We start from the raw sequence: 15,422 nt of genomic DNA, 5'->3' as shown, positions 1-15,422 counted from the left end.
ATCTCCAGTCCATTATATGAGAGGTCAAACAACGTTTGAAGGACAACACGACCACAGGTATGCAAATGATACATCACTTCAAGAATACTCGCGTTATATGAGATAATAAAAAGATTTTTGCATTCTAAGCACAATGCTTAAAACATAGTAGTGCGGTTTTGAAATAAAGTTAATATAAATAAAAAAATAGACCGGTATGGTCTATTTTTTATCTATATACACTCTTTGTGTGTGCACGTTTGGTGCCGTGGAAGGGAATCGAACCCCCACGCCCTTGCGAGCGGCAGATTTTGAGTCTGCTGCGTCTGCCAGTTCCGCCACCACGGCTTATTAAGCTACAAAAGTTATGATACCATAAAAGAAAGACGATGTCAACAGAAAAAACAATAGAAAATAATACAACTATAAATAGCTAACAGATTTTGTTATAATGAAGTAACTAAAGCTTATGTAAGCTACAACTAGAAAAGGGGGAAAAGAATGGATCCGATATCACATGGGGTTATTGGTTTGGCTCTTTATAGCCTAGGTCATACACCTGCATTAAGTAGTGCTGCTTGTTTGGGAGCTGTTATTGGTAGTATTTCCCCTGACTTTGATATTATTACAAGAGTTAAAGGAGATTATGTGTATTTGAACCATCATCGTGTTGAATCCCATTCCATACCGGGTTTTGCTTTAATATCAGGATTAACAACGATCATCTTATCCCTTATTTATAATAACTTCTCTTTTTATGAGGTTTTTTTATGGACATTTTTAGGTGGATTATCTCATACCCTATTTGACTATTTCAATTCCTACGGAGTAGCATTATTATATCCCTTTAATAGGAAAAAATATTCTTCAAATCTTTTAATGATCTATGATCCAGTTTTCATGCTTTTGTCGTTATTTAGTATCATCTTCAAACCAAGAGGCGTACTAGCTTATACTGGAATGGCAGTTATCGTCAGCTCTTATTTATTATACAGATGGTTGGATAAAAGCAGGATAAAAAGAAAGCTTGCTGGCATTTATGGAGATTCTGTTAGATCCATTATTGTAATGCCTTCGGATTTCAATTTGTTTAAATGGGATTATATTGTGGATAGCGATAGTCATTATATAGTAGGAGAAATCAACAGCGTAACTAATGCCATGAATATCGTTAAGAAGCTTAAAAAAGTGGCATCACCTATAATAGAAAAATCCCTTAAGCATCAATTAGGAATCTACTTTGAAAATTTCACACCATTTTTTCACACTGATTTAATTGAGGAAAAAGAAAAGTTGATTGTTAGGATGACGGACTTAAGATACCGTATAAAAAATGAGTTTAAACATCATGCTAGTTTTTATTATAATCAAGAGGAACGTTTAGTCCGAAGTGTTTTTCATCCTTTTAGTCAAAAAAACAACATTGAAATATATTGTCAAAAATCAGTGGATATCCACTGATTTTTAATTATTAGCTTATCCTTAACGTATTTAAGCAGATAAAGTCAATGAAATACGTTGAAGAATGCTAACTAAGTGATTATCACAAAATCAAAGATTACCCTCAGGATGAGTGACTGACATAAAATCGTAGATTTTAGCTATCTACTTTTAGCTATCTACTTATGATAAAATAGAAGTAGATTTTATTGGAACAAAATAAATAGTATTTCGTCTAATAAATTAGAGGGAAGGGAGTGAGTTTGTTGCAACATCAAGAGGCTGTTCTAATAGAGAAGGCCAAAACAGGGGATGTTGAAAGCTTTGAATTGTTAATAGCTAGCTACCAAAAAAGAGCCTTCAACATAGCTTATCGTATGTTGGGAAACCTTGAAGATGCCAATGATATAACTCAAGAAGCATTAGTAAAGGTCTACAGATCTATTCACAATTTTAAAGGCAACAGTAGTTTCTCAACATGGCTGTATTCTATTGTAAACAATGTATGTATTGATTTTATACGTAAAAACAAGAAAGCCAAGCTCCTGTATATAGACAAACAGCAGGATGGGGAAAGCTATCAAAGAGAAATACCTGATGAAATAAATACTCCGGAGTGTTTATTTGAAAAAAATGAAATAAAAAGGATGGTACATGATGCCATCAACCAATTAAATTATGAGCAAAGAAATATTATTATATTAAGAGATATTCAGGGGTTTAGCTATCAAGAGATAGCTGAAATGATTAATGTATCAGTAGGGACCGTTAAGTCCCGAATTAGTCGTGCACGAAGCAATCTTAAAGAAATAATTAGTGAAAATTACAAAGTGACTTCATGAAAGGAGGGATACTGTGGATTGTAAAAGCTTTGATATATATGCATCATCCTATATAGATGACTATCTTACACCAGAAGAAAAACAGGTTTTTGAACAGCATTTAGACGAATGCCCAAATTGTAAATTGGAGTATGAAAACTTCAAGTTGATGATCAACTCCGTTAATGAGATAGAAGAAATACCTTTACCAAAGGATTTCAGTATGGAATTAGGCAAAAAGCTGCGACAAGAAGCTCCACTTAAAAAGAAATTTGCTTCTTTTAGATGGAAACTAGTAGGCTGTATTGCGGCAGGACTGCTAATCACTGTGATATCAGGGGCAATGCTCTCTAATCTTTCCTTTAATATGAAGTCAACTGAGGCTCCTAGGGCAGCAGATGCGGCAATGGACTCCTATGGGGGAATAGTCAACAATGAAATGGCAACAGCCCTTGACATAGGCAATGACGGCATGCGACAGGCGAAAGAAGAAGCAATGAACTTTGCTATGGAAGATCAGGAAGCTGAATTTTCTCCAGCAGAGCCAACATTGACAGAGGACACCACGATGCAAACCTCTCGTAAGATTATTCAAAGAGGACGAATTACGGTTGAAGTTGAGAATTTTGATGACATGCATCAAGAGGTATTAAATTTGGTGGAAGCTTCAAATGGATTTGTCCAGCATAGTGAAATCTATTATTATTTCCAAAATCGTGAAAAACCAGAGGAATCCCTTAAAAATGCTAATATGGAGTTAAGGGTACCAAGCAATGATTTTACTAGAATTTTTGAATCAATAAAAGCTTTAGGTGTTGTTATGGAGGAAAATACTTCAGGAGAAGACATTACCGAAAGCTATATGGATATCGATAATCAAGTGAAAAATCTAAAGATTCAAGAGGAAAGACTAAGAGATATTTTACAGAAGGCGGATCGAGTGGAGGATCTATTACAGATTGAAAATGAACTAAATAGAATAAGAACACAGATTAATTATTTAACCACCACCCTGAGAGGCTATGATGGTTTAGTATCTATGGCTACCATCGATCTTAATATAAGGCAAGTAAAGGATGAAGGTCTATCTCTGCTGTCTCTCAATGACGATCTGTGGAGTAGAGCAAAAAACAATTTTATTCATTCTATCAATAATATAATGAAAATGTTGGAAAACGGGTTTGTTGGATTATTCGGGATGTTACCTCCTTTAATGATACTGGCAGTAATAGGAGGACCGATAGGTTACTTTGGCTATAAAAAATGGAAGAGAAAAAGATGAGTTCAATAAGAGCTCATTTTTTCTTTTTGGTCAATACTATAGATAAAGGTAATTATAATTTTACTATCCTAAGAATACGTGTTAAAATATTGATAAATACTGGAAGAAGGGAAGAAAAAAGATGGAACATAAGCGCATCGTTATTATAGACGGCAATAGTTTGATTAATAGAGCTTTTTATGCTTTACCCCCTCTTACAACTAAAGAGGGACAGCATACAAATGCTATATATGGTTTTATGACAATGCTTTTTAAGGTAATGGAGGAATATCATCCTCAATATATAGGCGTAGCCTTTGACAAAAAGGCCCCCACCTTCCGACATAAGGAGTATGATGCCTATAAGGCAGGAAGAAAAAAAATGCCTCCTGAACTGGCGGAGCAAATGGAACCTCTAAAGGAGGTATTAGATGCTCTCAATATCTATCGTATAGAGATTGAAGGCTTCGAGGCAGATGACTTGATTGGTACACTAGCCAAGTATTGTGAAGGAAGGGATTTTGAAAGCCTCATCGTGACAGGAGATAAGGATGCCCTCCAACTGGCATCGAATAGAACGAAAATCCTCATTACTAAAAAAGGAATATCCAATTTAGAAATTTATGATGATAAAAAGGTATTTGAGGACTTTGAAGTCACCCCATTACAATTTATAGATTTGAAGGGCTTAATGGGGGACAAGTCTGATAACATTCCTGGTATACCAGGGGTTGGTGAAAAGACAGCGATTAAACTTATTAAAGAATTCGGTTCTATTGAAAACCTAGTAAAAAACAGCCATCAAATTTTTGCTGACAAATTAAGAGAAAAAATACAAGATAACGTGCAACAGGCTATTTTAAGCAAAAGACTAGCTACTATTGTAACCAATGTGCCAGTAGAAATGAGTGTAGAAAGTTTAAGGGTAGAAGAATTTGACAAAAATAAAATTTTGGAGATATTTAAAAAGTATGAATTCAATAGTTTAATTAATAGGGTGATGGCGACTTTTTCAGAAAGTGAAAGCGTAGAAGAAAACAAATTATCCCTAGAAGTTATTAAAGAAATGAATGCTTTACAGGAAATCCTTAAACTGATCAAAGAGAAAAAGAAAATCATTTTTAAATCGATAACAACTGAAAAAAATATCCTCCAAGATGAAGTTATTGCCATAGCTATAGCTAGTGATACGATAAAACAATATTACATAGATTTACGAGAATTTCAAGAAGCTAAGCAAGTCATAGATGAAATTAAGGAGATCCTAGAGGAAGAAGCAATTGAAAAAATCAGCCATGATATGAAAAAAGAAATACTACATTTTTATCCATATGGTATAACGATAAGAAATATTAGCTTTGACACCATGATAGGAGAATATTTAATTGACCCGGCCAAAAGCAGCTATAGCCTAAAGGATTTAGCAGCCCAATATTTTGGAGAAAACCTTATGGATGAAGAGGAACTAAGGGGAAAAGGCAAAAGTAAAATTGAAGTAAATCAAGTGTCTGCTGAAAAACTTCAGACCTATTTGTATCAACAGGTGAGGGCAGTAGCTCAATTAGTGGAAACAATAAAAGCAAGATTAGAAGAGCTACAGCTAACTAAACTCTACTATGAAGTAGAGCTACCGCTAACAGAAGTGTTAGCCTCTATGGAATTTAAAGGAATTAAAGTAGATAAGCATATGTTGGAGAATTTTAAAATAGAATTTAAAGATAAGATTGATGGATTAACGGAGGAAATCTATAAACTAGCAGGAGATACATTTAATATTAATTCTCCTAAGCAACTAGGAGAAATACTATTTGACAAATTACAGCTGCCTCCTATTAAAAAAACTAAAACCGGGTACTCTACTAATGTAGAAGTGCTAGAAAAACTGTATGATCAACATGAGATTATACCTAAAATTTTAGACTATAGACAAGTTACAAAGATTAAAACCACTTACATAGATGGTCTACTGAATATTATTAATCCTATAACAGAAAGAATACACTCTAATTTCAATCAAACGGTGACTACCACTGGACGAATATCTAGTACTGAGCCAAATCTGCAAAATATCCCTATTAAATTAGAGATAGGCAGGCAATTGAGGAAGGTATTTAGAGCTGATGAAAACAATAAATTTATAGATGCTGACTATTCTCAAATTGAGTTAAGAGTTTTAGCTCATATATCAGAGGATAAAAATCTACTGGAATCCTTTCTTAATGATCAAGATGTCCATACAAGAACTGCATCAGAAATCTTTGACGTGCCTATTGAGGAAGTGACCTCTGCCATGAGGAGTAGTGCTAAGGCAGTGAACTTTGGAATTGTCTATGGAATTAGTGATTTTGGTTTAGCAGAAAATTTAAATATTTCTAGGTATCAAGCAAAGAAATATATTGAAAGCTACTTAGAAAAGTATGCTTCTGTTCAAAAATATATGGAGGAAATTGTAATAACAGCTAAAGAAAAAGGCTATGTTGTAACTTTATTAAACCGTAGGAGATATTTACCTGAGATTGCCTCAAGAAATTTCAATATACGTTCCTTTGGTGAAAGAATAGCTATGAATACCCCTATCCAAGGAAGTGCAGCTGATATTATAAAGATAGCGATGGTAAAGGTTTATGAAAACCTTAAAGCTGGTGGCTATACTGCCCAGTTGATTTTGCAGGTTCATGATGAACTCATTGTAGAATGTCCAGATCATGAAGTGGAGAAGGTAGCTGCCCTTGTAAAAGATTCTATGGAGGAGGCTATGGGTTTAAAGGTACCGCTAAAAGTGGACTTGGCTAGTGGAGATACATGGTATGATACAAAGTAAGGAGTCGTTATAGAATGAAAACCATAGGATTAACTGGAGGTATTGCCAGTGGAAAAACTACAGTCTCTAACACCCTGCGAGAACTAGGAGCAGTTATCATAGATGCTGATAAAATTGCTAGAGAAGTCGTGGAAAAGGGAAAACCAGCCTATGTAGATATAGTATCCTATTTTGGTGAGGAAATACTTCTAAAAAATGATCAACTTGATAGGAAAAAACTGGGTAGTATTGTATTTAGTAATCCATGCCATTTAGAAAAATTGAATCAATTCACCCATCCTAGGATATTTAAAGCTATAGATAAAAAAATAAATTATTATAAACAAAATCAATCTAATCGTGTTATAATATTAGATGCTGCATTGTTGATTGAAACAGATCTTAAGAATAAGGTAGATGAAGTTTGGATTGTTGTAGTGCCGAAAATTTTACAAATACAACGTTTAATGGAACGAGATGGTTTATCCTTCGAGGAAGCTAATCAAAGGATAAAATCTCAAATGCCTACTGAAAAAAAAATTCCTTTTGCCGATAGATTAATCAATAATTCTGGAGACTTAGAGGAATTAATAAAACAAGTGAAAAAAATATGGGGGATGATTATGAGGGAATAGCTTTGGAGGGATGATTGTTGCTGATTATTTTAACTAAAAAACTCTTTCGTATTATTGCAGCTATTCTTATTGTTGCAGCAGTGGTGGTTGCCCTTCAAAATGGAAAATGGTTGCTAAAAGTTATTTATCCTATCCATTATAGAGATATTATTGAAGTATATGCTGAGGAATATAATGTAGATCCTTATCTTGTGGCAGCCATTATGCGCAATGAAAGTAAATTTAATCCTAATGCTCTATCTCGTAGAGAAGCGAAGGGGCTGATGCAAATTGCTCCAATAACCGGCAGCTGGGCTGCAGAAAGGCTGCCTATAGAAAACTATCGAGAAGAGATGTTATATGGACCTGATTTGAATATTAGAATTGGCTGCTGGTATCTTAATATACTTCATAAGGAATTTGATAACAACCTAGAGCTAATCATTGCCGCCTATAATGCAGGGAATGGTAATGTAAGTGGGTGGTTGGAAAATCCTGAATATAGTAGAGATGGAGAAACACTAGATGAGATTCCCTTTAAAGAAACTAAAATCTATCTACAGAAGGTACTGAGGGATTATAAAGTATATAGATGGCTCTATAGCAACTGAGGAATACTATTTAGTTAGAAAAATAAGGTGTCAAAGCCTTATTTTTCTGTGAGGTTAACATAAATAGATATAGGCTTATAAATTTTAATACACTTAGGCCTATATTTATTATCTTTTTTAAATGGAAGATTCTTAAGGTTTCAAGGAATCTATAAATATATTATAATAGATATTATTGGAATTATATAGATTACTACAGTCAGTTTCAAAAAAGGGAGGGGACATTGTGAAAAACAAAAAATATTTTATTCTATCATTGGTTGTGATTATAGCAATCCTAATGACTGCTTGTAGTCCACAGGAAGCAACTAACAACGAAGAAGAAGTTGAAGACATTATAGAAAACTATGAACCAGCTGATGGAGGAACCTTGAAGGTATCGGTAACGAGATTCAATACTTTAAACCCTCTATTTAACAACAATTATAGCTTGTTTCAATTACATCACTTGATATATGAAGGATTAGTAACCTTTGATACAAATATGGATATACAGCCTTTACTAGCAGAAAAGTGGAATGTAGCAGCAGATGGTCAAAGTATTCAATTTCATTTACGTAAAGGGGTTACCTGGCATGATGGAGAACCTTTCACAGCTGAAGATGTTATTTTTACTACTAATTTGATTAAAGGAAATATTAAAAATGTAAGTAGTAATTCTGTTTTTAGGACAAGCCTACAACAGATATCTGATATAAGGGAAGTAGAAGAAGGGGTGATCAATATAACCTTTTCTAGACCCTTTAGTAACGGTCTAGAGGTGATGACCTTTCCAATATTACCAAAACATTTATTTGAAGGTAATAACGTCAGCAGATTAACAGATATGGATTTTCCTATGATAGGGACAGGGGCCTTTCAATTAAGTGATTATGAAACTATGAGAAATATTAAGTTAGGAAGAAATGAAAATTATTGGGGCCAAAAGCCTTATATTAAAGAAGTAGATGCTGTTATCGTTCCAGATGTAGAGTCGCAATTATCTGTATTTGAAAATGGAGATATTGATCTAGCGCAGCCAACTTCTATTGATTGGGCAAAATATGCTAAAAACAAAAACGTCAAGGTATATGAGTACGTTTCTCGCAATTATGAATTTGTTGGGTTCAACTTCAAAAATTCAATCCTTAAAGATAAAAATGTAAGAAAAGCCATAGCCTATGGGGTAGATCGTCATAAGCTGATCAATAACATTTATTTAGGCCACGGAACAGTTGTAGATGTTCCTGTATATCCCCTAACATCAATCTATGAGGAAGATAGTTTGCAATATGGCTACAATGTAGATGAAGCTGTTGAGCTATTAGAGAAAAGTGGATATTTATCTGAAGGAGATCATGCCACCAGAGTAAATGAGGAGGGTACATCCTTGAACTTTAATTTAATTGCCAACAAAGATAATGTTTTAAGGGAGAAGGCAGCCTTCTTTATTCAAGAGGAGTTAGAACGGATAGGCATCCAAATAGATGTTGAATTATTAGAATGGGAAGAATTCAATGATCGCGTATCTAAAGGCAGTTTTGACATGATATTAGGAGGATGGGATCTATCCTATATTCCGGATTTATCCTTTGCATTTCATTCCACACAAATGGGAGGAAGTAATTTTATTTCCTATTATGATGAGACAATCGATGAGTTATTAGAAGAAGCTTTTAGAGCACCGAGTAGAACTGAAAAAGAAAAGAGCTATAGCCAATTACAAAAACATATAGCTGAAGAGCTACCTTACTTTAGTTTATTCTTTAAAAATGGATCAATCGTAGTTAGAGATAAAGTAAAAGGGGAAATAAAGCCTAACAACTACAATCTATTTAACGGCATAGAGGATTGGTTCATCAATACTAAGTGATAATATGTTCTTGTAGGAGCTTTATATAGATACAGTGCCGATAGAATACTAACATTCGTTGTACACTAATTTATTCTTCGGTGTATTGCTAAGACTGCCGCTTATAGATAAACAAACTAAGTGAGAGAGCAGACACTACATTCTCGAAATAAACTCAGCTATAATTCAGAGGAGTAAAAACCCCTCCTAGATAAACAAACTAAGTGACCAACACGAAAGTTACAAATCTAACTTTCGTGTTGGTCACTTATGAATTAAGTTTCGCCGCATTAGTAATTATAAAAAGTTGACATAGCAACCTAACCATATTATAATGTTATAGTACTAAATCAATAACAACATGCAGATGTGGTGGAACCAGCAGACGCACTATCTTGTGATGATGTTACTTTATTGTTAGTTTCATTTGTTAAGTTTATAGACAACTTTAAAATGCGGTAGTGGTGGAATCGGCAGACACGTAGTCTTGAGGGGGCTATGTCAATAGACGTAAGGGTTCAAGTCCCTTCTACCGCACCAAAAAAATCAACTACCTAAAAATAGGTAGTTTTTTATTGCATATCTACAAGTCCACAATTGACTTCTAAGACATTTTTAAAGCCTATGGCATATAGGTCTATTATTCAATTTTTGAAAGTCCTGATTTAGGACATAAAATATAAAATAAATTTAGTCCTGTTTTTATTAATCATAAAAAATTAGTAGATAGAGTACTAGATTTATTTTCAATACACATCATCTTCATCGTCATCAAACGAATAAAGATCGTCTGTAGATATAATACAATCATTCGTCATAGCTGCTAGAATATTAACATTAATAGTGTTCTCATTAACTCGTTCTATAGATATGACTAGATTATTATCACCTTGATTTAAAGTTGTATCATCATCAATATTTGATAGTACACTTCTAGTATTTGAAATATAAACTATGAGTTTTCTGCTTTATCTGATAAAAATGGAAACTTGGTAGAAATAGTTGAAACATTTGTAGAGTAGTAAAGAATAGAGAAATCTATCCTTTTATGTTTTTGATTAAAGTCGACTGTAATTAAAAAGAAAAATTGGAGGAATGAAGAATGAGTAATATTTTAGATTTATCGGTATTAGTTAGAGAACCACTAACAATACAAGGATCTCCTGACGGAGAAATATATGTGATTCATGGTAGTCCATCAACTGAATTTGTGTCAACTCTTCAAAAAAATATGATGATTTGGGCAATAAAGAACTTACAGTAATGGATGAAACTATTAGAGGAAGCGGTAAAGGGGCAGAAGCATTTGCAAAACTTGGTTTATCTGCAACTGATTCAACAGGTGCGTTGAAATCACAAGAGCAAATGTTTGAGGAAACTGTAATTGCCCTTCAAAATATGGAAGATGGTACAGAAAAGGCTAGACTTGCAACTGAATTATTTGGAAAGCAAGGTAGTGAACTTATGCCGTTACTCAATGGGGCTGCGGGTAGTGTTGAAGAAATGAAAAAACAAGCCCATGAATTAGGATTAGTTTTATCTGATGAAGCTATTGATGCAGGTGTTGTTTTTACAGGCCAAACGGATCAAGTAAAAAGGATGTTGGGTAGTGTGGCGACTCAAGTAGGTGTTGGTTTAATGCCTATAATTTCCAAATTCTTAGATTGGGTTATGCAATATATGCCAGAGATCCTAATAACCAGATGTGTACTTTAGTCAATAAAATATACATTCATGAAAAAGCTGATGAATCACTTGATATAAAGATTGAGTGGAAAATTCCTCTTACTTACAATGAACAAACACTATCTTGATGGGGTAGCGGGAAAATACTCGTGGGGGTTCAAATCTCCCCATCCGTACCATTAAAAGCTTGGAATTCAATAATTTCAGGCTTTTTCTTTTAGAAAAATAAAACTAATCACTAATTTAGAACACATGATTATTTAAGAAAGTATTGAGTGAAGAGCGGATATGGTATTGACATAAAAGAAAAAATATAATAGTATTTAATCATGATTAAATCACAATTAAAAAGCGAGTATAAAAAAAACAATAAATTTAAAAAACTGCCAAACTTCTTTTCACTTCTTCGCATTGTACTATCTTCAGCATTATTGTTAATACATAATAGTTGGTTTCTTTTTTTAACAATGTATCTTATTTGCGGATTAAGCGATGTGTTAGATGGCTATATTGCCAGACGGTACCAACTTAAAACTGCTCTTGGAGCCAAATTAGACAGTCTGGCTGACTTTATCTTTTTAATTACCTCATTAACCTGTATGATACGTTCATACGGGTTGATAATACCTGACACTATACTTATAGGTGGACTTACTGTAGCGGTTATTAGATTGCTGAACTTTTTCATTACAAAGGGTAAATTCAATCAATTCGGTATGCTCCATACAGTTGGCAATAAATTGACCGGAGTTATGATTTTTTTGCATGTCCATGGGAATCGTGATGGGTAATATGCCGCTACCCATTATTATTATTATCCCAATTTTATCTGCTCTGGAGGAAACACTTATTTTATTAAAAATAGATTATTACGATCCAAATATATTCAGCTTATTTAAATTATCAAGGCAATGTTTAAATAACAAAAAAGGAGAATCGAAAAATGGATGAAAAAACAAGAGCAAAAGAAAAAATTCTGGAGGTTGTTGAGCAACTTTTAATAGACAATAAAGACCTTACGAAAGTGACAAATCGTGAAATAGCGTTACTTGCTGGTGTCAACAGCGCATTAATTAACTATTACTACCAATCGAAAGAAAACTTGATACGATTGGCTGTAGATAAGTGTATGTCTGACATCGGAGCTACTCTGATCTGTCAGAAAGATTCCGCTATTCCTTCTGAAGGAATTAAAGAAATGCTTAAAATTTTTTATAAATTCTGCTCTCAAAATGCCTCATTGGCAGAAATTAAGATATCATCTGAACTGAAACAAGGGAGTGTTTATATAAGTCAAATGTTGCTGCCAATCTTTCGAGAACACTTTGGAGAAACGAAAAGTGATATGGAATTAAAGCTATTGACTTTCCAACTGTTATTTCCGCTACAAATATTTTTCCTGAACAAGGAGCAATTTACAACTTATTTCGGCTGTGATTTCAGTGATTGTAAAACGTGGGATACTGTGATTGACCAGCTTGTAGACAATATTTTCGGTATGAAAGAGGGATGAAATATGGACAAAAAGAAACATAGCCTTGGGTTTAAGATTTTAATGATATTTTTAATTATTCTGGGTATTACGGTAATATCAGTTGGAGGATGGCTTTTTTCCGTCATGGGCGGATTGAACCAAGAACACACGACAGAGGAAATAGTCTTGGGAGAGGGTAAAAAGCAGGCGCTTATCATTTACCAGCCTTCTAATAATAAAACAACAACGAATGTGATAATGGAATTGGCACAGCAATTAGAGGCTCAGGAATATCGTGTAATAATTAATTACCCGTCAAAAGAACTTACCTATGATTTAGACCGCTTTGATTTGATTGCTTTTGGTACACCTGTGTATATGGGCAAAATTTCTTCTCAGCTTAAAAGCTATATCTCAAATCAATCCATTGAAAATAAATCAATCTTGTTGTTTGCGACGGGCATGAATTTGGATCAACAGGAAGAATTAAAGCAAATGGCAGACTGGTTTGACAATAGTAATCAAATAGATACTCTCAAGGTTGGGAAAGCAGACCCCGCACTCATGAAATGGTTTCTTGAACAAAGCCGTCAGAACTGGGAAGAACATAAAGATGCCGGTTATATTGTCATTCATGATGCCAGTGAATCCAAATTAGACGTGATTACCGGTGCCACCATGAAATAAGGAGGATACTATAATGAATATTTTAATTACTTATGCTACAAAGTCCGGTGCGGCCAAGGAGTGTTCCTTACTTTTACAAAAGGGACTTTTCGGAAGTACACTGATCGATCTTAATCATGAAATTCCATCGTTAGATGATTACGATGTGATTATAATTGGTTCTGGGGTTCGAATGGGTAAGCTGTACAAACCTGTAAGAAACTTTATTCGGAAGAATCAATCGGTGTTACTGAAAAAGAAGACGATATATTTTCTATGCAATGCCTATCCAGATACACTTCAAAAAACAATCAAAACCAGCTTTGTGCCTGAGCTTATTGACTCAGCAATTTGTATAGAGTCCTTTGGTGGTTACGCGCCTTTCTCACCACCCAAAGAAAATCCCTTAATGGGGCTTAATGTTGAAAAAATCAATGAAGTGGCGACACAAATAAAAGAATAAAGAGCTTTTAAGTCCTGTCACCTCAACCACAAACTGCCCGAAAACCTACAGTCTGACCAGGGTGAAACTCATTTTGTGGCACTCAGCTAATAGCTGAGTGTCTTTGTTATATGGCGCTTATTGCGGTGGGCGAAAGCTCGCTTTTGCCCGCTTCTTTCCTGTAATTGCTGGATTTGAATTAGCGCTTGGAATGATGTATAATTTATTCTGACAATTGTAAATGCTAAAAGGTGTTTTAAAATATATTTGTCAATCCGAGGTGATGGTATGAAACTTATGATTGTAATAACTTCATGTAAAGCCTAACAGGGCTAAGGATAAATGAAGTAATTTAATGCCCTGAATTTAGGCTTTGTCCATAATATAAATACTTTAAAGGAGAAAGCTAAATGAATAATATATATAATTTTAAAGCTGCTTTTGCACAAGCTGATATTACGCCTGACTTTCAGGTCGAACTAATCGGATGTTACAGGGAGGATAGTAAATCGCAAGGCGTTTTGCATTCACTGTATGCACAGGTACTTATATTGGAATTTGGCGGTAGGAATTATTGCCTGATTGCAATTGACAGTCTTGGTCTGACGACAACGCTTTCCGATGAACTGCGATCTATTGTTTCAAAGCAATTGAAAACCGACATTTCCTGTGTCATGCTTTGTTTTTCGCACACACATTCCGCACCCACACCTTTATCACCGGTTAATGGTGAAAGATATTTTCATTTAATGTGTGACCGAATTCAAAAATGTGTGATTGAAGCAAAGAAAAGACTTAAGCCTTGCAAAACCGGTTGGGCTATGACCGATACTGAAATCGGAGAAAATCGCAGGGAAGGCTGCACTATGGTTGATAATCGGATTGGAGCATTAAAAATAGCTGATTCTGCCACTGGTTGTCCATTAGTCGTTGTTTTGCGGATTACGGCACATGCAAATATATTAATGAGCTGTAACAACAAGATTTCTAGCGATTACTTTGGTGTTGCTCGCGAAAAGTTACAGGACTGTTTTCTTTGTCCGGTAATTCTTATTCAAGGGGCAGCAGGTAATATTAAACCGGCGGGAGTGGAAAAAATCCTTGGCGGAAACATACCCGACCTGGATCGGATATCCGATATTCTTCTAAACTCAGCGAAACAATTACATTTTAATATGACTGAGGTAGACAACCTGCATATGTATTCAAAAAAGTTTGACTACTACTCCGATGTTCCTTCTGAAGAAGAATCAAAACAAATTGCGGATGATGCAAAAAAGTCATGTGGCATTGATGGTTCAGAATGGCTCAGGGAATGTGAAAGGCTAAGGAACTCCGGTGTTACGAAACAAGTTCAAGAAGGAAAAATTCAGTTCTTTAATTTGAATGGCGGCTGTTTCTGCGGGATTCCAGATGAAATTTTCTGTGAAATCTCTCTCGAAGCATCGAAACAGGCACATGCACCTTACCTTTTTCTGAACGGATACACCAATGGCTGCACGGGATACCTTCCCCATAGTCAAGAATGGGTAAAAGGCGGCTACGAAACATTATATAGCTATCTGCAATATTATCAATTTCATGGACATGTCATGCCATTTCAAAAAGATACTGCAGATCGTCTTGTAAAACTTGTACTCAGCGAATGGGAGCATATGCACATGTAATTCTCCTGCATCTAAATTGAGCAAATGATACAGTAAGGGGATATCGGGAAATTGAAAATTTCAGTTGAAATCCTCAAAAAATAATCAAGCCTATCGAATTTAGAGTTTATAATAACTCTAGACCTCGATA

General features: G+C 34.7%; 14 protein-coding genes and 2 tRNA genes. 15 read left to right on the top strand and 1 reads right to left on the bottom strand.

Features of this window, described 5'->3' with window-relative positions; all coding sequences use genetic code 11:
* Positions 1–240: 240 nt before the first annotated feature.
* A tRNA-Leu gene (locus CHB72_RS18455) sits at positions 241–327 on the bottom strand.
* A 153-nt stretch (positions 328–480) separates the two neighbouring features.
* Between CHB72_RS18455 and CHB72_RS18450 the strand changes: the two genes are divergently transcribed.
* From CHB72_RS18450 to CHB72_RS18385, 15 genes are all read left to right on the top strand, one after another.
* On the top strand, positions 481–1,440 hold the full coding sequence (locus CHB72_RS18450; protein WP_089284357.1) for a metal-dependent hydrolase: 960 nt from the start codon (positions 481–483) through the stop codon (positions 1,438–1,440).
* 236 nt (positions 1,441–1,676) lie between these two features.
* On the top strand, positions 1,677–2,261 hold the full coding sequence (locus CHB72_RS18445; protein ID WP_278277872.1) for an RNA polymerase sigma factor: 585 nt from the start codon (positions 1,677–1,679) through the stop codon (positions 2,259–2,261).
* A 13-nt stretch (positions 2,262–2,274) separates the two neighbouring features.
* On the top strand, positions 2,275–3,522 hold the full coding sequence (locus CHB72_RS18440) for a DUF4349 domain-containing protein (protein WP_089284355.1): 1,248 nt from the start codon (positions 2,275–2,277) through the stop codon (positions 3,520–3,522).
* 121 nt (positions 3,523–3,643) lie between these two features.
* Complete coding sequence (gene polA / locus CHB72_RS18435; protein WP_089284354.1) at positions 3,644–6,322, top strand: DNA polymerase I; 2,679 nt, start codon at positions 3,644–3,646, stop codon at positions 6,320–6,322.
* 14 nt (positions 6,323–6,336) lie between these two features.
* Positions 6,337–6,936: a dephospho-CoA kinase gene (gene coaE / locus CHB72_RS18430; RefSeq protein ID WP_089284353.1), complete on the top strand. Its 600-nt coding sequence runs from the start codon at positions 6,337–6,339 to the stop codon at positions 6,934–6,936.
* A gap of 17 nt (positions 6,937–6,953) precedes the next feature.
* Positions 6,954–7,526 carry a lytic transglycosylase domain-containing protein gene (locus tag CHB72_RS18425; protein ID WP_089284352.1) on the top strand — a complete coding sequence of 191 codons (573 nt, stop codon included), beginning with the start codon at positions 6,954–6,956 and terminating at the stop codon, positions 7,524–7,526.
* A gap of 226 nt (positions 7,527–7,752) precedes the next feature.
* Positions 7,753–9,378 (top strand): peptide ABC transporter substrate-binding protein, encoded by a 1,626-nt coding sequence (locus tag CHB72_RS18420; protein ID WP_089284351.1) that lies wholly within the window; start codon positions 7,753–7,755, stop codon positions 9,376–9,378.
* Positions 9,379–9,812: 434 nt separating this feature from the next.
* Positions 9,813–9,897, top strand: a tRNA-Leu gene (locus tag CHB72_RS18415).
* Positions 9,898–10,459: 562 nt separating this feature from the next.
* Positions 10,460–10,621, top strand: a complete 162-nt coding sequence (locus CHB72_RS26735; protein WP_176431466.1) for a hypothetical protein — start codon at positions 10,460–10,462, stop codon at positions 10,619–10,621.
* Positions 10,621–11,073, top strand: coding sequence for a phage tail tape measure protein (locus CHB72_RS18410; RefSeq protein WP_089284350.1), 453 nt, complete (start codon positions 10,621–10,623; stop codon positions 11,071–11,073). Before CHB72_RS26735 ends, CHB72_RS18410 begins: the two co-directional genes overlap by 1 nt.
* Positions 11,074–11,372: 299 nt before the next feature.
* Positions 11,373–11,834 carry a CDP-alcohol phosphatidyltransferase family protein gene (locus tag CHB72_RS18405; RefSeq protein ID WP_089284349.1) on the top strand — a complete coding sequence of 154 codons (462 nt, stop codon included), beginning with the start codon at positions 11,373–11,375 and terminating at the stop codon, positions 11,832–11,834.
* A 152-nt stretch (positions 11,835–11,986) separates the two neighbouring features.
* Positions 11,987–12,556 (top strand): TetR/AcrR family transcriptional regulator, encoded by a 570-nt coding sequence (locus tag CHB72_RS18400; RefSeq protein WP_089284348.1) that lies wholly within the window; start codon positions 11,987–11,989, stop codon positions 12,554–12,556.
* A 3-nt stretch (positions 12,557–12,559) separates the two neighbouring features.
* Positions 12,560–13,204 (top strand): flavodoxin domain-containing protein, encoded by a 645-nt coding sequence (locus CHB72_RS18395; protein ID WP_089284347.1) that lies wholly within the window; start codon positions 12,560–12,562, stop codon positions 13,202–13,204.
* A 13-nt stretch (positions 13,205–13,217) separates the two neighbouring features.
* On the top strand, positions 13,218–13,646 hold the full coding sequence (locus CHB72_RS18390) for a flavodoxin domain-containing protein (RefSeq protein WP_089284346.1): 429 nt from the start codon (positions 13,218–13,220) through the stop codon (positions 13,644–13,646).
* 389 nt (positions 13,647–14,035) lie between these two features.
* Entirely contained in the window at positions 14,036–15,292 is a 1,257-nt protein-coding gene (locus tag CHB72_RS18385; RefSeq protein ID WP_089284345.1) for a hypothetical protein, read from the top strand.
* The last annotated feature ends 130 nt before the right edge of the window (positions 15,293–15,422 follow it).

This window comes from Anaerovirgula multivorans (assembly GCF_900188145.1).
GTDB lineage: Bacteria > Bacillota > Clostridia > Peptostreptococcales > Natronincolaceae > Anaerovirgula > Anaerovirgula multivorans.
This window is presented reverse-complemented; position numbering and strand designations above follow the sequence as displayed.